The 17,144-nt window shown below is 45.1% G+C and carries 15 protein-coding genes and 1 pseudogene; 7 read left to right on the forward strand and 9 right to left on the reverse strand.

The features are described from left to right. Positions 1–10: 10 nt before the first annotated feature. The 4 genes from trpCF to ACX5J7_RS19075 are packed head-to-tail and all read right to left on the reverse strand — an operon-like array spanning position 11 to position 4,763. Complete coding sequence (trpCF, locus tag ACX5J7_RS19060) at positions 11–1,420, reverse strand: bifunctional indole-3-glycerol-phosphate synthase TrpC/phosphoribosylanthranilate isomerase TrpF (RefSeq protein ID WP_278383419.1); 1,410 nt, start codon at positions 1,418–1,420, stop codon at positions 11–13. Next, the gene (gene trpD, locus ACX5J7_RS19065; protein ID WP_498707891.1) at positions 1,413–2,444 is read right to left on the reverse strand and encodes an anthranilate phosphoribosyltransferase; all 1,032 of its coding nucleotides are present in this window, start codon (positions 2,442–2,444) and stop codon (positions 1,413–1,415) included. The genes trpCF and trpD overlap by 8 nt, the downstream gene beginning before the upstream one ends. Next, a complete protein-coding gene (locus tag ACX5J7_RS19070; RefSeq protein WP_498707892.1) occupies positions 2,437–3,069 on the reverse strand; it encodes an aminodeoxychorismate/anthranilate synthase component II in 633 nt (210 codons plus the stop codon). Before ACX5J7_RS19070 ends, trpD begins: the two co-directional genes overlap by 8 nt. Next, positions 3,066–4,763, reverse strand: coding sequence for an anthranilate synthase component 1 (locus ACX5J7_RS19075; RefSeq protein WP_498707893.1), 1,698 nt, complete (start codon positions 4,761–4,763; stop codon positions 3,066–3,068). Before ACX5J7_RS19075 ends, ACX5J7_RS19070 begins: the two co-directional genes overlap by 4 nt. Before the next feature lie 279 nt (positions 4,764–5,042). Here ACX5J7_RS19075 and ACX5J7_RS19080 point away from each other — a divergent pair, with 279 nt between their 5' ends. From ACX5J7_RS19080 to dkgB, 6 genes are all read left to right on the forward strand, one after another. Next, positions 5,043–5,936 carry a PHP domain-containing protein gene (locus ACX5J7_RS19080; protein WP_462835889.1) on the forward strand — a complete coding sequence of 298 codons (894 nt, stop codon included), beginning with the start codon at positions 5,043–5,045 and terminating at the stop codon, positions 5,934–5,936. Positions 5,937–6,087: 151 nt separating this feature from the next. Further along, positions 6,088–6,708, forward strand: a complete 621-nt coding sequence (locus ACX5J7_RS19085) for an L-threonylcarbamoyladenylate synthase (protein WP_012517866.1) — start codon at positions 6,088–6,090, stop codon at positions 6,706–6,708. Between the two features lie 109 nt (positions 6,709–6,817). Beyond that, complete coding sequence (locus ACX5J7_RS19090) at positions 6,818–7,681, forward strand: segregation and condensation protein A (RefSeq protein ID WP_012517867.1); 864 nt, start codon at positions 6,818–6,820, stop codon at positions 7,679–7,681. Then, complete coding sequence (gene scpB, locus ACX5J7_RS19095; RefSeq protein ID WP_474376615.1) at positions 7,668–8,261, forward strand: SMC-Scp complex subunit ScpB; 594 nt, start codon at positions 7,668–7,670, stop codon at positions 8,259–8,261. Before ACX5J7_RS19090 ends, scpB begins: the two co-directional genes overlap by 14 nt. Before the next feature lie 40 nt (positions 8,262–8,301). Then, on the forward strand, positions 8,302–9,198 hold the full coding sequence (gene rluB, locus ACX5J7_RS19100; protein WP_015066773.1) for a 23S rRNA pseudouridine(2605) synthase RluB: 897 nt from the start codon (positions 8,302–8,304) through the stop codon (positions 9,196–9,198). A gap of 231 nt (positions 9,199–9,429) precedes the next feature. Further along, a complete protein-coding gene (gene dkgB / locus ACX5J7_RS19105; protein ID WP_015066774.1) occupies positions 9,430–10,233 on the forward strand; it encodes a 2,5-didehydrogluconate reductase DkgB in 804 nt (267 codons plus the stop codon). A gap of 186 nt (positions 10,234–10,419) precedes the next feature. Here dkgB and ACX5J7_RS19110 read toward each other — a convergent pair whose 3' ends face one another. Both ACX5J7_RS19110 and ACX5J7_RS19115 read right to left on the reverse strand, forming a co-directional pair. Further along, positions 10,420–10,992, reverse strand: coding sequence for a sugar O-acetyltransferase (locus ACX5J7_RS19110; RefSeq protein WP_498707894.1), 573 nt, complete (start codon positions 10,990–10,992; stop codon positions 10,420–10,422). Positions 10,993–11,028: 36 nt separating this feature from the next. Continuing rightward, positions 11,029–11,700: a hypothetical protein gene (locus ACX5J7_RS19115; protein ID WP_015066776.1), complete on the reverse strand. Its 672-nt coding sequence runs from the start codon at positions 11,698–11,700 to the stop codon at positions 11,029–11,031. A gap of 899 nt (positions 11,701–12,599) precedes the next feature. Here ACX5J7_RS19115 and ACX5J7_RS19120 point away from each other — a divergent pair. Further along, positions 12,600–13,886 (forward strand): DUF445 domain-containing protein, encoded by a 1,287-nt coding sequence (locus ACX5J7_RS19120; protein ID WP_498707895.1) that lies wholly within the window; start codon positions 12,600–12,602, stop codon positions 13,884–13,886. Positions 13,887–14,014: 128 nt separating this feature from the next. On the opposite strand, the pseudogene tmpT reads toward ACX5J7_RS19120, so the two are convergent. The 3 genes and pseudogenes from tmpT to recN all read right to left on the reverse strand — a co-directional run bounded on the left by tmpT (position 14,015) and on the right by recN (position 16,942). Continuing rightward, positions 14,015–14,667, reverse strand: a pseudogene (gene tmpT, locus ACX5J7_RS19125) (thiopurine S-methyltransferase). A 109-nt stretch (positions 14,668–14,776) separates the two neighbouring features. Continuing rightward, the gene (locus ACX5J7_RS19130) at positions 14,777–15,133 is read right to left on the reverse strand and encodes an outer membrane protein assembly factor BamE (RefSeq protein WP_012517879.1); all 357 of its coding nucleotides are present in this window, start codon (positions 15,131–15,133) and stop codon (positions 14,777–14,779) included. A 123-nt stretch (positions 15,134–15,256) separates the two neighbouring features. Next, positions 15,257–16,942, reverse strand: a complete 1,686-nt coding sequence (gene recN, locus ACX5J7_RS19135) for a DNA repair protein RecN (protein ID WP_498707896.1) — start codon at positions 16,940–16,942, stop codon at positions 15,257–15,259. Between the last annotated feature and the right edge of the window lie 202 nt (positions 16,943–17,144).

Genomic DNA, 17,144 nt, shown 5'->3' on the forward strand with positions numbered 1-17,144 from the left:
GTTTTTTAATTTAGTAACGGCGGCAAGCAGCAAACAGCGACTTAAGCTTATCTGCACTTTTCTTACCTGGGGCAGTCTCTACGCCTGAATTTACATCGATAACTCCGCACCCTGTAGCGATAGCGTCGGCTGCGTTGTCGGCATCGATACCGCCAGCAAGCACTAACTTAGGCTTTGCCTCAATGCCACTAAGCAACTGCCAATCAAATGATTCACCGGTGCCACCTTTCGCATCACCCACTTGGCAATCGAAAAGTACGCGGTTAACTCGTTTATTGTTTAAGTGTCTGTCCACTGTTTCAGGTAGTGCGCCAGTAGAGGAGGCTTTAATCCCTTCAACTACCCAGATTTCGCACTCTTTAGGCAGCTTTTCAGCAAGCGCAGCGATATAAGCTTCATCTTCGCTACCATGAAGCTGCACTGCGAAAAGGTTTAATGACGTAGCAAGCGATGCTACCTCGTCAATATCGTGATTTACAAATACCCCTACAAACGCGCCGTTGACGCTTTGCGTTATAGAGTGCGCCTGCTCTTTAGTAACACAGCGCGGTGACTTTTCCGCGAAGATTAGCCCGCCAAAACTCGCACCCTCGTCAAACGCCATTTGCGCCTGTTCGATGCTTGTTAATCCGCATACTTTAACGCCACCATTTACCAACGTTTTCACGGCGCGCGGTAAGTCGTCTTCCGCCATCAACGCACTGCCCACTAAGAAACCTTGGGATATGGGCGCTAAACGCAGCACGTCTTGGTGGGTGTAGATGCCAGACTCTGAAATCACCACGTAGTCGTGCGAGGCTTTTTCTAGCATCGGCACTAAGCGTTCTGTGGTGGCAAGATCCGTGGAAAGGTCACGCAAATTACGGTTGTTGATACCAATAATATTCGCCTTTAGCGCTATTGCACGTTCCATTTCTTCTTCATTGCTCACCTCGGTAAGAATATCGAGTGAAAGCGAGTGAGCCACGTCAGCCAGTGCACGATACTCTTCATCGCTAAGCACGCTTAGCATAAGTAGTACTGCGTCGGCATTGTAATGACGCGCTAAATACACTTGGTAAGTATCAACAAAAAAGTCTTTGTTAAGCACGGGCTGTGCAACGCGCTCTGTTACATAAGCTAAGTATTCAAACTTTCCTTGAAAGTATTTCTCGTCTGTTAGCACCGAAATGCCGGCAGCGTAGGGAGTGTAAGCCGCTAAAATTTCATCTAAATCGAACTTTTCTCGAATAAGCCCTTTCGATGGTGATGCTTTCTTACATTCAAAGATAAAGCCGGCGTTGGGCTCGCTAAGCGCAGCAAATAGGCTTTTTTCTGAAGGAACTAAATCCGCTTTAAAACTTTCTAGCCTTAGCGCATCTTTGCGTGCGGCCACTTCCTCTCGTTTGTCTGCAACAATTTTCTCAAGCACATTAGCCATTCGTGCTTACCTCCTGAGTAATTTGGGCCACTTTTGATAGTAGCTGCATGGGGAGCCCTTCTGACATGGCATTCATTGCCATTTCTGCGCCTTCTTTAAACGTGGTGACTTTACCGGTTACTTTCAACAGCGCGCCACAGTTCATAGCAATAGCGGCGCGGTGCGCTTCTTTACCTTCACCGTTAAGGGCCGATTCAACAAATTGTCTGTTTTCTTCAGGCTCGCCACCTTCAATGGCCGACAGTGAATAGTGGGGTAAACCGAAGTCCTGTGCCGTTACCGTAAGCTTTCGAATGTCGCCATGTTCAAGGTCATAAATCATTGATTCACCGTGAAGCGCCAGCTCGTCCAGACCGTCCCCGTGTACAATCATGGCGCGGTGTTGGCCAAGCAGCATAAGGGTTTTGGCGTAAGGTTCAAGCAGTTCGGGGGAGTATACGCCGAAAACACCGTGAGTTGGACCCGCCGGGTTGACCAGTGGCCCTAAGATATTGAACAAGGTTCTTGTCTTCATAGCAGCGCGGACGGGGGCTGCGTGGCGCATGCCGGCATGATAAACCGGCGCAAAAAGAAATGTGAAATTTGCTTCATCTAAGCACTTTCGCGATATTTCGGGGGTTACGTCTAAATTTAAACCAAACTGACGAAACAAATCAGCCGAGCCAGACTTGCTCGACACGCTTCTGTTACCGTGTTTGGCTACTTTCACCCCACACGCTGCAGCAACAACACCAGCTGCACTGGAGATGTTAATAGTGTTGTGGCCGTCACCCCCAGTGCCAACGATATCTGCAAATTCGTAAGAGGGTGTGGGAAAGGGAAGCGCGTTAGCCACCATGGCACTGGCTGCACCAGCAATTTCCCCTGGCGACTCTTTTTTCATTTTTAGTGCGGTAAGCACTGCTGCAATCATTACTTCACTTTGCTCGCCGTGCATAATGCTATTGAACAGGCTGTAAGCTTCAGTTTGCGAAAGCGACTCGCGAAGCATAAGTTGTTCAAGTAGAGGGCCTGCGTTAAGCATGGTTCGCTCCCTGTAACGTTAAATAGTCAATACTTTGCTTTAACAGCATACTGCCGTGAGCTGTTAAAATGGATTCTGGGTGAAACTGAAAGCCAAGCATACGATCTTCGCTATGGTAAACGGCCATCACAGCTTCGCTACCGTCATCGTTAACGGTCGATGCGCAAACCGTGAGATTTTCAGGCAGTTGGTGCGCCACAAGCGAATGATAGCGGGCCACATGTAATGGTTGCTGAAGGCCCTCAAACATTGCTTCTCGTGAATGGGTGATGGCAGACGACTTGCCGTGCATGACCTGATTCGCGCGACCTACGCTACCGCCATAATGCTCTACAATAGCTTGGTGGCCAAGGCAGATACCAATGACGGGGAATACGCCTTGTACTTTCTTAAGGAGTGCTGGCATGCACCCCGCTTCACTTGGTGCACCCGGCCCAGGAGATAACATAAGTAAAACCGGGCCTTTCGTCGCCTGCTCCTGCATTCTTTCAAATAGCATATCAGCAGACACCGTGTTTCTGTAAACTTTGATGTCTAAATCAAGAGTGCGCAGTTCATCAACAAGGTTATAAGTAAACGAGTCTACATTGTCGAGCAAAAATAAAGTGGTGACTTGTTGGTTCATGCGTTATCTCCTTCATTTACCGCTGGCTCACCGCTTTTCATTTCTGCCTGAAGCGCGGCTTTAACCGCACCTATAACTGCTTGCGCCTTTGCGCGCGTTTCATCGGCCTCTGCTTGGGGTACGGAGTCATACACTACGCCCGCACCCGCCTGAATATAAGCGGTGCCGTTTTTCACAAAGGCTGAACGAATCACAATGCAGGTATCCATATCACCTTGGCCGTTCAAGTAGCCTACCGCGCCGCCGTAACTTCCACGGCGTTTTTGTTCTACTTCACGAATGAGTGTTGCGGCACTGACTTTGGGGGCGCCTACTAACGTACCCATGTTCATACACGCTTGATATGCGTGTAGGGCGTCTAAATCATCACGAAGCTGGCCTACCACTCGCGATACTAAATGCATGACATGAGAGTAACGGTCAACTTTAAGCAAATCCTTTACGTAGCGCGTGCCAGGACGACTGACTTTAGCAACGTCATTACGCGCTAAGTCTACTAGCATGATATGCTCAGATTTTTCTTTGGTGTCTTCACGAAGGTTAAGTTCAATGCGACTGTCTAAGTCTCTGTCGATAGTTCCGTCGGGGCGCTTTCCGCGAGGACGCGTGCCTGCGATAGGGTAGATTTCTACCTGGTTGCTTTCGCTTTCGTATTTAAGAGCCGACTCTGGCGACGCGCCAAAAATACTGAAAGCAGCGTCTTGCATGTAAAACATGTAAGGGCTTGGATTTGACTCTTTAAGTTTAGCATAAGCGAGCAAAGGCGATGGGCAGGGGAGAGAGAATGTGCGTGATGGCACAACCTGAAATATATCGCCAGCAAGAATATGCTGCTTTAAATCGAGTACATGGGTGCAAAACTGCTCGTCACTTATATCTACACTTGCATCTAGTGACGAAAGTGTCTGTCCGTTTTGTACTGACGCCGTTGCACTGAGTGTCTGTCCACTTTGTGCACTTTGTGAAGCCGCATTTTTGTTTACTAATACAGGCTGGGCGGGCATATCGTGCAGCTGTTGATGAATAGCCTCTAGTCGTTGTGCGATCGCAAAATATTGTTGCGCTACTTCACCACCACTAAATACGCTTCCAATCAAATGGGTTTCGCGGGTTTGGTGATCTACCGTTATCAAGGTTTCTGCAAGGTAAAACACAAAATCCGGACAGTCATTTTCACCTTCTGCCACATCGGGCAGTTTTTCAAAACCTGCTAACATATCGTACGCAAATACACCGCCTAAAAACACGGCATGCGGGTGCTGGCGAATAGGCGTTATTTTGTTAATAACAATCCTAAGTGCGTCCATCACGCTGGCCGCTTTTAAGCGACTGTCTTCGTCAAGCTCACTATCAGCGTCGTCACAAAATAGTGTAACCGAAGTGTCTGTCCTTTCTGTGACGTGTAAGCCCTCTGGCGCGTGGCAGGCGAACAAAGGCAGTACTGATGCACCATTACCGGTTAATGCTTTTACTTCTACACGGTTACCTCTGCATTCCATGCGAAGCGCGGCATCTACCATTAATAAGCTTTGTAAGTCATCTTTCGAATCAATCTCTGCTGATTCTAGCAGCAGCGCGTTACTTTTGTTTCCACATAGATGGGCGAACGCGGCGAGTGGGTTATTGGTGTAGTGCCCAACCTGCTCAATTGTCTCTACCTTGCCTGGGGAGGTTCCCAGTTCCGCTAAACTCATTTTTGCTACTCTCCAACTGCAAAAAGATAAAAAAAAGGCCCGTATAAACGGGCCTTTATGTGTTTTCATTCACGCACTACAGTGCACACCGCCCGTTAAGTTAGGGAGTGCCACCACCAAGCTGCAACTGTTAATACTGTTGAGATGTTGTAAGAATGCATGAATTACTCGTTGTTTTTTCCAAACTTCAATAGGATTTGAAGCTGTTAGTACGTATACTTTGTGTATATAGAAGAAAACAAATTGCCTTTTGTGTCAACCTGAAATTTGCATAATACATTGAAAATAGATCTACATAGCCACACAAAATACTCAGACGGCCACTTAACGCCTGAAGAATTAATTCTACGCGCCCATACTATGCAGGTGGATGCCTTAGCGGTTACCGACCACGATACCGTTGCTGGGCTAGAAGAAGCGCATGCCACACAGGCTAAGCAAAAACGGCCACTAACCATTATTGATGGCGTTGAAATATCAACCTCTTGGCATGGTTTTGACATTCATGTTGTAGGCTTAAATGTGGACAGACACTGCCCACTATTTCTAGCGCGATTAAAAGGGCAGTCTGAAACCCGTGAAACTCGGGCTCAAAAAATTGCAGAAAAGCTTGAAAAGTGTGGATTTGAAGGTGTATTGCCTCGCGCCAAAGCATTAGCGGGGGTAGGGCAAGTTACCCGTGCGCACTTCGCGCGAGTGCTGGTAAATAATTATGGTGTGCCCACTATGCAGGCCGCTTTTAAAAAATATTTGGGGAAAGGCAAACGAGCGGCAGTAAAAGCCGAATGGCCAAGTATTGAAACCGCAATAACTTGGATTCAGGAGGCTGGCGGTCAAGCTGTGCTTGCGCACCCCGCTCACTATGACATGACGGCAAAGTGGCTAAGACGCCTAGTGGCCTTATTTGATCAACTCGGTGGTGATGCTATTGAAACAGCCTTCCCGGGGATCAATAAAACGAAGCAAGAGCTCATTAATGAGCTTGCTGAAAATCATGATCTACTCGCATCCGCCGGCTCCGATTTTCACTTTCCGTCGCGATGGACTGAGCTAGGTAAAAACTTAGGTATCAGCAGTAAACTTACTCCTATCTGGCATAATTGGCAGCAGTTAGCAATGCCAAAAGTGGTAGGTGAAAGTGCAAGTGAAAACGCACGCTCACCTTCAAACTAGGCGTGAGGGCTGCTTGTTTTGACACCCGGCAGTTACATGTTGGCTGGGTTTACGCCATAGCGGTACACGGATAAGCACGACACAAGTAGACAAACAGAAAAAGCCTTGGCAGAGTAAATTCATCTGTACGGTTTTTGACAATGAGGTAACGATGAGCCAATTTTTCTATGTACACCCTGATAACCCGCAAAAACGCTTAATCAGCCAAGCATGTGAGTTAATTCGGGACGGCGCCGTTGTGGTTTACCCTACCGATTCGGGCTATGCCATAGGCTGCCAAATGGAAGATAAGAAAGCTTTAGAGCAGCTTTGCCGTATACGCCAAATTGATAAAGATCATAATTTCACTCTGATGTGCCGTGATATGTCGGAGTTATCGATTTACGCAAAAGTTGATAATACTGCGTTTAGGCAGATTAAAAACAACACGCCTGGGCACTACACGTTTGTGCTTAAAGCAACGCGTGAAGTGCCAAAGCGTTTGCAAAATCCAAAACGTAAAACCATTGGTATTCGCGTGCCGGACAACGCTATTGCGCTGGCACTGCTTGAAGAGTTGGGCGAGCCATTAATGTCGACATCGCTGATTTTGCCGGGCAATACAATGGCAGAGTCAGACCCAGACGTTATTCGCGATAATTTAGAGAAGCAGGTGGGGCTTATTATTCACGGTGGCTATATCGGCGAGCACCCTACTACTGTTATCGACTTGTCGGATGACACGCCTGTGATTATGCGTCATGGAACGGGCGACCCATCGCCATTTGAATAGCACTTCAATAAGTCCGCTAAATTAACGGCTAATAGTAAAGAGAACCGAAAAGCCTCAAATAAAAACAGATAATAATAAAAGCGTTAGCGCATAAAATGGTTGTGAAAGAGTGGCAAACCTTGTTGAAAATACAGTGAATAGTACAGAGCCTGCCAATAACGACGGGCTCTCAACGCCTGTTCAGCAACCGTTACCCTTAGCTTTTATCAATGGCGAAGCGCTTATTGAAAAGCCTGAAGATCTGTTTATCCCACCCGATGCACTAGAAGTCATTCTAGAAACTTTCGAGGGGCCCCTTGATTTACTGTTATATCTCATCAGAAAACAGAAATTTGATATCACTACATTACCTATTGCAGATGTTACAAAGCAATACATGGAATATGTGGATGCCATGATGGCGCTTAAACTAGAGTTAGCGGCAGAATATTTATTAATGGCAGCAATTTTAGCCGAGATTAAATCGCGTCTATTACTGCCAAAGCGCAGTGATGATAATGACGAAGAGGAAGATCCTCGCGCTGAACTTATTCGCCGTTTAAAAGAGTACGAGCTAGTAAAACAGGCGGCTGAAGACCTAGACACGCAGCCTCGATTGGAGCGCGATGTATTTAAAGCGCAGGTGGACACCAGTGAAAATGTCGCGCCCATTCGCGTTGAGCCAGACATATCGCTGGCCGAAATTGTACTTGCGTTTAGCGCGGCGATGAAGCGGGCACAAGCGTTTGAACATCATACGATTGAGAAGGAAGCGTTAAGTACCCGAGAGCGAATGTCGCTGATACTGTCGGTACTGACTAACGTTGAATATACACCGCTTGAGCGATTGTTTACTCTAGAGGAAGGTAAGGCCGGTGTGGTGGTTTGTTTCTTAGCTATTTTAGAATTAGTAAAAGAACAGCTAATTTTATGCATTCAGGCAGGTCCTTATGCGAAAATTCATGTAAAATTAGGTGCACATGAAGAAAGTTAACACGGCGCAGCTGAAGCAATTGGTGGAAGCGGCAATATTTGTTGCTGATAAACCAATATCCAGACAGCGGCTCAAAGAAACGGTACTCAACGAGTTTTCCGTTGCTGATAGAACCTTAAGTAAGGTGCTCAACGAGCTTAAATTAGATTATCAGCCACGAGGTATTCAACTGGTGGAAGTAGCAAGTGGCTTTCGCTTCCAGTCGTTAGATGCTTTGAGCCCGTGGTTAAGTAAATTGTGGCAAGAAAACGCGCCAAAGTACTCTAGAGCAATGCTCGAGACGCTGGCGTTAATTGCTTACCGCCAACCAATTACTCGCGGTGAAATAGAGCAAGTGCGAGGTGTTGCGGTAAGCAGCAATATTATTAAAACACTCACAGAACGAGACTGGATAAAAGTGGTAGGCCACAAAGAAGTGCCCGGGCGACCGGCGCTCTATGCTACGACTAAAGGTTTTTTAGACTATTTTTCAATGTCTTCATTGAGCGATTTGCCCAATGCTGACGCGTTTGAAAACATGGCTGAGAGCATAGCATCTGACTCGCCGCTTAAGGTGTTAAATGAGGCACCGTCTGAATAGACCGTGCGACCGTAAACAAGCAATTAAAGAGTGAAAACCCATGACTGAAAAGTTGCAAAAAGTACTGGCTAACCAAGGGCTAGGCTCGCGACGAGAAATGGAACGTTGGATTGAGGAAGGCCGAGTATCGGTTAACGGTACCGTAGCGACATTAGGTGATAGAGTTGACCACACTGCGCAAATTCGCGTTGATGGCCATCTTTTATCACGTCAAACCGAGCAGCCAATTTGTCGAGTGTTGATGTACAACAAGCCAGAAGGTGAACTGTGTAGCCGTCACGACCCAGAAGGTCGAGATACGGTGTTTGACCGTCTGCCGGCTATTCGTCTAGGGCGCTGGATTACCGTTGGCCGTTTAGACATGAACACCAGTGGTTTGCTTCTGTTTACCAACGATGGTGAGCTTGCAAACCGCTTAATGCATCCTAAGTGCGAAGTAGAACGTGAATACGCCGTACGTGTGTTTGGTGAAGTTTCGACCAAGACACTAAACACGCTTCAAAAAGGGGTAGAGCTAGACGACGGTGAAGCCAAATTTCTAACAATATCGGGTACGCCCACGCCACAGCATGCTGAAGAAGAAAGCATGAACCGTTGGTTCAACGTGACCTTGAAAGAAGGGCGTAACCGTGAAGTTCGCCGTCTTTGGGAATCACAAGGCGTACAAGTTAGCCGCCTTATCCGTGTTAAGTACGGCCCAATCGAGCTTCAAAAACGTCTGCCGCAAGGTGCGTGGGTTGAGCTAGGGCTAGAAGACGTAAACGCGCTTCGCAATCACGTTCAGCTGCCTGATGAAACGCAGACTATGGTGAACGTTCGTCAAGGTAAACTCGACCACGCTCGTTTAAGCCGTATGCGCCGCTCAGTGAAAAAGCATAAAGTTCGCAAGCAACAGGGCCTTAATAAAAGAGCGGGCCGCCCAGCAAAGCGCAAATAGCCCAACGCTGAATTCGTCTTTCTAAAAAAGCCGCTCGCTTTTAAAAGCCAGCGGCTTTTTAGTGCCTCTATTTAACATCGCGGTAATAAGTTAGGGCTCAACGACTTTACCTAAAAACCAATTTACGACCCCCAAAAGGGGAAATGCGATCTTCTTTTTTAACGTTGGCGTAGCAATGGGTGAACGCGCTACGTCCAGTAGCTATGTACCAACCCGGAAAAGGAGACGGTAATGAAAGATATGCCTCAAATGGGAATGGGAACCTTCCGCTTAGAAGGTGAGGAAGCCCGAGTGTCAGTGAGTAAAGCATTAGACGTGGGATTTAGACACATAGATACCGCCCAGTTTTATGATAACGAAGCGCAGGTTGGTGACGCGATTAAAACCAGCGGCCTTAATAGAAACGAGCTTTTTGTTACCACCAAAGTGTGGCATGAGTCGCTAGGTGAAGATCATTTTATTCCAAGTGTTCATGAAAGCTTGGAGAAGCTAAAGCTAGAGTATGTCGATTTGTTACTTATTCACTGGCCATACCCTGGCAACGACATCTCGCTAGAAAGCTATTTGGGCAGCTTAGCAAAAGCGAAAGAGCTTGGGCTCTCCCGCCATATTGGTGTTTCCAACTTTACCATTGATTTATTAGACAAGGCGGAAGAAATTCTAGGTAAGGGGGAAATTTACACAAACCAAATCGAGATCCACCCGTTTATGCAAAATAGAAAGGTGGTGGATGCCTGCAAAGCGAAAAATATTCGAGCGACGGCTTACATGCCATTTGCAGTAGGCAAAGTCATGAAAGATGAAACGTTACAGCAAATAGCCCAGAATCATAATGCAAGCCCAGCGCAAGTAGTGCTGGCGTGGATGGAAAAACGACACATTTATGCTATTCCATCTTCAACCAGTAAAACGCACTTGCAGGAAAATTTAGCTTACGGTGGTGTGCAGCTTTCGGATGATGAACTTGCACTTGTAGACGGGCTAGACAATGGTGAGCGTATTGTAAACCCAGATTTTGCGCCCGAGTGGGACTAGTTTAACGCCAATTAACTGCTACGTTGCGTGTACATTACTTCAAACGTAGCTAAGACATGTTCTAATGTTTAAAGGCCGCCGTCTACACCGTTGTTAACAAATGTGGGTTAATGATAAGTAGTAGGCGGCTGAGTTTATTAAATTACGGTAGGCTATGTACAATAAGCTTATAGAAATGGTTATTGGCTAGTCTGGTTTTGGATTTAGGTCAACAGACTTAATGACTTTTGCTGGGTTGCCCCCTATAACCACATTAGAGCTGAAAGACTTAGTCACAACAGCGCCTGAGGCCACCACCACATTATCACCAAGCGTTACTCCTGGGTTTATCACTGCCATTCCGCCTATCCAACAGTTGTGGCCGATAGTGATGGGTTTAGCAAACTCGATACCGGTAGCGCGCTGCTTGGGGTCGATAGGGTGTGTTGCTGTATAAATGCCAACTTGAGGCGCTATCATACAGTTATCCCCAATTGTCACTTTAGCCGCGTCTAATATCACGCAATTGAAATTGGCGAAGAAGTTTTCGCCAACATGAATGTTTTCGCCGTAATCACATTTAAATGACGACTCGATATACAGCCTTTTGCCTGTACTGCCAAAAAGTTGTTTAAGCAGTCGAGTACGCTTATTGTGTTCGCTCTGGCAAATACTATTTAGTTCATCAAGCTGTATACGACACTGTTTACGCATTGCCGTTAACGTCTTGTCAGACGGAAAGTACAATGCGCCAGTCAGCATTTTTTCTTGTTCAGTCATTTATTAACAGAAAGCGTAAAAATAAAAGCCGATACGTTACTGCGCGTCGCGATAGCTTACAACGACTTTTTGCATCAAAGCGTCATTTTCAATATCTAAATGTACAGGGCGCTTTAATATAATATCCCCTTCGATGGTTACTGAAGCGCTAATAGTTAACGTGGGTTTGTCATCAGATTGTTTGCCCCACGAACTTTCACTCTCTTTGTAAATAAGATTTCCAGCAATATGGGTGGTACCAGATAAAGTAATGTCGCCATTTAGCGTTTTGATGTGCTTATCAATTGTTGTATCTATCGCATCGATGTCGCCGTTTACCGTTTCAACGCTGCCACCGATAGTGCTTTGTACCGGTAGCGTTACGTTCCCGTTCACGGTTTCTACATTTTTAAGCACGGTTAAATGAGATGTAGCGCTCACATCTCCATTCACAATATCAATATTTCGGACAGTCACATCACTGCCCATTTCAAGGTTGCCATTAACAATGCTGACTTCGTCAGCACCTGCATTGTTACTTATCTCAACATTGCCGTTTACTGAAGAAATATCGCCGGCGTGCTTTCCTTCTGCAATGTCAATATTACCTAGAATTGAGCTAAAGTCGCTGCCTTCTAGAGCATGAGCATTGCCAACGTGTATAACGCAACCACTAAGTAGTGAGGCAGAAACAAGCATAACGGTGCCAGCAATAATAGACTTTTTCATATTTTTATATCCTTGATTGAGATTTCATAGGCTGTGTACGCCTACTTTACCCCTTGCAGTATCACTAACCATGCCAAATTGTAAAATTCATTTAAATCAGTATGTTATGTTTATATCACGCAAGGCTTTAAACGAGTGTGTCGCACAATACACAAGTTTATAGCTTTATCTCCCAACGAGTAGTGAATTTGACCACTACTTCCGAGCCACACTAAAGTACTGAAAGGGACAGACACTTATATGCACACACCTCAAGCGAATATAGAAGTACAGGTGTGGACAGACACTTATGTGTGCAGGTGGCAAGCAAATATAGAAGTACAGATGAGGACAGACACTTATGAGTACAGGGGGCAAGCAAGTATAGAAGTTCAGTTGTGGACAGACACTTATGTGTATACGTGACAAGCAAATATAGAAGTACAGTTGTGGACAGACACTTATGCATACACGCGTCAAGCAAGTATAAAAGTACAGGTGTGGACAGACACTTATGCCAGTACGTGGTAAACGAGTATGGATGAAGTTTTTACTTTATTAAGTGTGTGTCCACTTTGTACACCATGTAGGTACTAGGAAAAGAAAGTGTGTGTCCGTTTTAAAATTTTCTTTTTTAAACTCCGTCCGCCAGAATGAAAAATGTTGGCCCCCTCGCATTGGATTAATAGGCCCATTGTTTGCATTGCGAGAGAAGTGCACGGGGAAATAAGTTTCTGAAATTACGTGACGAAGTCATTAAGGCTACAGAGAAAGGCGTGAAGTAAACCGATTGCTTGGTTTTTTCTCAGCGTGGCTAATTTAAGTATTTACCTTTGATACTAAAGAGCCAATTTGTAATAGAAAATGATACAAAGGTAACGGTCGGCGATAAAAACCGAGTAATGTAGATGGAGCAGTGAATGACGGATAAATACCTACAATTGAATAGAGCGAAAAGGCTTGCATTGGCTTGCTTAGTGTTTGCCGCAAGTGTATTTATTCTCACAATACTAATGACCAAATTCTACCCGAGCTTGATAGGTGCTTGGTGGCTCGGTTTGATAAAGATGGCGAGTGAAGCCGCCTTGGTTGGGGGGCTTGCTGACTGGTTCGCAGTTACGGCCTTATTTAAACCTATACCCGCAAAATATCCTATTCCTCATACAAATATTGTAGCCAGTAATAAGTCGGTCATTGCTAACAATTTATCCCTTTTCGTTAAAGAGAAGTTCTTTCACCCTGAAGCCATTGAAACCCTTATTCGCAATAGTGACCCTGCTAAAGGTGCCGGGAGGTGGCTATCGGTAGATAAGAACGCCACACGGCTAAGTCGGTTTTTATGCGATGCCTTTGCTGGTGTTTTACGAGTGTTAGATGATAAACCGGTTAAAACATTTATTGCTAAAACGGCAGAAAAGGGTATTAACCAACTCGATCTCAGACAATTAATGGCCACATCATTAGGGGCAGTAACAAAAGAGCGTCAGCACCAAGTGGTGTTAGACAAGGTGCTAGGGAAATTAGCAAATTTATTGGCTGAGCCTGATACGCAAGTCTATATCGCAGATACGTTAGTTGTATGGTTAAAAACAGAATACAGCAGAATCGAAAAGCTATTGCCATCCGGTTGGTTAAGTGAACAAGGGGCCTTGATAGCGGTTAAGGCGGTTTCGAGTATTTTAGAAGATATTTACCAAGACGAACATCACCCCATTCGCCACGCTTTCGATGAACAGGTTCATGAATTTTTGTACGAATTGCAGCATAGCCCGTTGATGGAACAAAAGGTAAATGGCTATAAAGATAAGATTGTTAACGATCCGGCCTTAAAAGATTATGTTCACCAGTCGTGGGCAAAATTTCATAATTGGCTTGTAACTTCTTTAGAGGAGCAAAACGGTAAAGCTGAGACGAAAGTGTCTGCCTTATTGAAAGATTTAGGTACAACGTTAACGCAAGATAGTGATCTTGCCAAAGCGTTTAATAAGCACATTGGTGAGGCCGCGAAGTATATGGCACCCGAATTGGCGGAGTTTTTAACACGTCATATTCGCGACACTATTAACAGTTGGGGTGAGCGTGAAATGGCGCAGCAGGTGGAGCTCAATATCGGCAGAGACCTACAGAAAGTACGCATTAATGGCACGATTGTCGGTGGGTTAATAGGCGCAATATTGTTTGGTGTTGAAATGCTAGTAGAGCTATAGGGCGCCTTAGCATGCAGATTTATGCGAAACTAGCCCATTTGTACCTGCTATGGTTGAGTGCAGCACCAAAGCAATTTAGGTAAAAACTAAATTGCTACAAACACGAACTAAGAACGCCTTTTATAGCGCTATTTAGCGACGAGTTCGAAGACAAGGTTTTCTGCGTCTACTTTGCCTTTTAAACCGCCCTCTAAACTGAGCGCTCTAAGCGATTGAGTACGTAACTATCAGCGTAAAGCGACGCTACTGTGTGTTCATTTACACTAAATGGCGGCCCAGCGAGCTCATCCTGATCGTACTCAAAAGAAATAATAAGTTGAGGCGCTTTGTGAGTAATTTCCATTAAATGCGAAGCGTATTGCGCACGCAGCTGACTGGGCAGTGCGACTAATGCAGCTCGGTCGTAAACGCCTGAAACGTTGCCTACATCCTTTGCTGAAAGCTTGAAAATGTCACCAACAAACACAGCCAAGCCGTCTTTAGCGTAAACCTTTCCATGTTCGGTTTCAGTCACAGTAGGTATAGCGCCTAGCTCTTCAAACAGCTGCGTGATTGCAACTTCGCTAAGTTCTGCACCGACGACTTCTACTCCTTGAGAGAGTAACCAAGCAATATCGCGAGTTTTACCGCATAAGGGAACAAATATGCGTATAGGGTGAGACGATTGCTCGCCACCGCTAAGCAGCACGTGAGCATGTTTTACCAAAAGCGCATTGCCTTCTGGTTCATGAAATCCAATCTCATTTTTTTGCCATTTACTGTGCCAAAAACTATGTTCCATGCAAAACTCACTTATGTTAAACCGCTGACTACCCTACAAAATAAATGTCACTATTAGAGTAAGTAGAAACAGAAAAGGTAGCGGGAGAGCGCTACCTTCTTCACGTTACTTAGTTATCAAGTGGGGTATTGAAATCTTCGGAGAGCTCAAAGTCACCTTCAACTGTGGTGACTTTATTATCTACGAAATTTATCACCATTTGTTTTTGAAAATCTTCGCCGCGCTTTTTCATGCCGCGCTTCATATCGTAAACGTAGTACCAAGTATCATCGTCGAATGAGTCTTGAACGACAGGATTACCTAATACATAAATGACTTGCTCTTTTGTCATGCCAACCCGAAGCTTTTCAACGTCTCTTTGGTCGAGAAAGTTGCCTTGAGGAACGTCGATTCTATAAATCCAGTTCGAGCAAGCGGTTGATGTTAGTGTGATGCCGAGAATTACTAATAGGTGTTGCAACTTCATTCGTTAATTTGTCCAGTATTGCCTTTGTTAGTGCCAGCGAACGTCGCTAAGCGAAATTCGAGACTGTTTTATTGCAAGCGCGAAGGCATGCTACATTGACAACTATGACCAATCAACTGCATTTTAGTTCGATATAGCGCTTTTAAGCAGCTCTTTTGCATTAGCTAAGGCTGATTTAGTGATTTTATCACCTGCTAATAACCGCGCGAGTTCATCGATTCTATCTTGCTTTGTTAACGCCAGCATCTGGGTTTCCGTACTTTCGCCATCGGTCAATTTCGTTACAAATAGCTGATTGTGAGCTTGAGCTGCCACCTGAGGCAAATGGGTTACGCACATAACTTGTGACTGCTTACCCAACTTGCGTAAAAGCCCACCAACAATAGAGGCGGTAGGGCCGCTAATTCCCGTATCGACTTCGTCAAAAATCATTGTGGGAGTAGCATTATGATCGCTCGCGATAACTTGAATCGCTAACCCTATGCGCGAAAGCTCACCGCCAGAGACGACTTTTTCAAGTTTGTCGGCGTCCTGACCAGGGTTGGTCGAGACTTTAAATTCAACGGTATCTAAACCTGTGCTAACAGGTTTTTTAAATTCGTCGTATTGAATTTGAATATCTACTTTTGCATGAGGCATATTCATTTGACGAATTTGCGCTTCTATATCTTGGCCTAATTTAATGGCTGCTTGTTGTCTGCTTTCAGAAAGGCCTTTAGTTGTCTGTAAGTAATCTTCGCGGGCCGTGGCAACTTCACCTTCGAGAGTGCCTAGCAATGTGTCTTGTTCTGAAAGTGATGTAAACTCTGTGGTTAGCTCTTGATGGTGTTTGTAAAGGGCTTCTGGCATGACACTATGTTTACGCGCTAAATCCATCGCTTTTGCGTAACGCGCCTCTACTTGCTGCAGTCGTAATGGGTCAATCTCTAGGTGGTCGCAATAACTGCGTAGCTCACCTGCCGCTTCCTCTATTTGGATTGAGGCGTCATTTAAAAGTTCAATAATGGGCGTTAAGCTAGCGTCGTGCGTTTCTAACTCACCTAAACGTTCAATGCTGCTTTGAATAACCGAAAGGGCATTACCTTCATCGTTTTCATACAAGTTATAAACACTAGTTTGCGCTTGTTCTAGTAAGCTTTGACCGTTGCTTAATCGTTTGTGTTCTGTTTCTAGCTCTTCAAATTCGCCCTCTTCAATAGCAAACTCGTCTAGTTCACGTACCTGGTAGGTAAGAAGTTGAAGACGGTCTTCACGCTGTTGAGCTTGGTCTTGAAGTGTTTTTAGCGTACGTTGTTTATCTCGCCACTGTGAGTACGCGTCCTTCACATTATCTAAAATATCATCGTGTTGAGCGTAGCTGTCCACTAGCTCTCTTTGATGATCTTCTTTTAACAGCTGCAGGTGGGTATTTTGCCCATGAATGGCGAGCAAGAACTGCCCCAGCCCTTTCAATTGCTGCAACGATGCTGGAACACCATTAATGAATGCTTTCGAACGACCTTCTTTAGAGATGACCCGCCGAATAAAACAGCTGTTTTCATCTTCGTCAGACGTTAATTCCTGCTCGTCAAGAAACGTTTTAGCTGCCACATTACCGTTAAGTGAAAAGTGAGCAATGATTTCAGCTTTGGTGCTGCCTTTACGCACCGCATTGGCGTCTGCTCGCTCGCCTAAGCATAAACTCAGGGCGTCAATAGCAATAGATTTACCTGCTCCGGTTTCACCGGTAATGGCGGTAAGGCCGTTTTCAAGATGAACCGATAACTGCTTAACAACTGCAAAATTTGAAATAGAAAGATGCGCTAACATAACCACACTCGAAAAAGTTGAACATGATGATATATACAGTAACTGATAATATATACAGTATTTGGTGCTGTAAAGGTAAGTCGCAGTAAATTTTATGAATTAGTAACTAAAAGTTTATTATTTTCAATAAAAACAATTGGATATAATTATTCGATAAAATTGGGGTTATGTGTAACGTGAAATGAGAAAAATAGAGGAAAGG

The organism is Alteromonas infernus, assembly GCF_902705815.1.

Coding starts and splice junctions, on each gene's coding strand:
- trpCF (WP_278383419.1), bottom strand. CDS start 1,420: ATGGCTAATGTGCTTGAGAAAATTGTTGCAGACAAACGAGAGGAAGTG.
- trpD (WP_498707891.1), bottom strand. CDS start 2,444: ATGCTTAACGCAGGCCCTCTACTTGAACAACTTATGCTTCGCGAGTCG.
- ACX5J7_RS19070 (WP_498707892.1), bottom strand. CDS start 3,069: ATGAACCAACAAGTCACCACTTTATTTTTGCTCGACAATGTAGACTCG.
- ACX5J7_RS19075 (WP_498707893.1), bottom strand. CDS start 4,763: ATGAGTTTAGCGGAACTGGGAACCTCCCCAGGCAAGGTAGAGACAATT.
- ACX5J7_RS19085 (WP_012517866.1), top strand. CDS start 6,088: ATGAGCCAATTTTTCTATGTACACCCTGATAACCCGCAAAAACGCTTA.
- scpB (WP_474376615.1), top strand. CDS start 7,668: ATGAAGAAAGTTAACACGGCGCAGCTGAAGCAATTGGTGGAAGCGGCA.
- rluB (WP_015066773.1), top strand. CDS start 8,302: ATGACTGAAAAGTTGCAAAAAGTACTGGCTAACCAAGGGCTAGGCTCG.
- dkgB (WP_015066774.1), top strand. CDS start 9,430: ATGAAAGATATGCCTCAAATGGGAATGGGAACCTTCCGCTTAGAAGGT.
- ACX5J7_RS19110 (WP_498707894.1), bottom strand. CDS start 10,992: ATGACTGAACAAGAAAAAATGCTGACTGGCGCATTGTACTTTCCGTCT.
- ACX5J7_RS19115 (WP_015066776.1), bottom strand. CDS start 11,700: ATGAAAAAGTCTATTATTGCTGGCACCGTTATGCTTGTTTCTGCCTCA.
- ACX5J7_RS19120 (WP_498707895.1), top strand. CDS start 12,600: ATGACGGATAAATACCTACAATTGAATAGAGCGAAAAGGCTTGCATTG.
- ACX5J7_RS19130 (WP_012517879.1), bottom strand. CDS start 15,133: ATGAAGTTGCAACACCTATTAGTAATTCTCGGCATCACACTAACATCA.
- recN (WP_498707896.1), bottom strand. CDS start 16,942: ATGTTAGCGCATCTTTCTATTTCAAATTTTGCAGTTGTTAAGCAGTTA.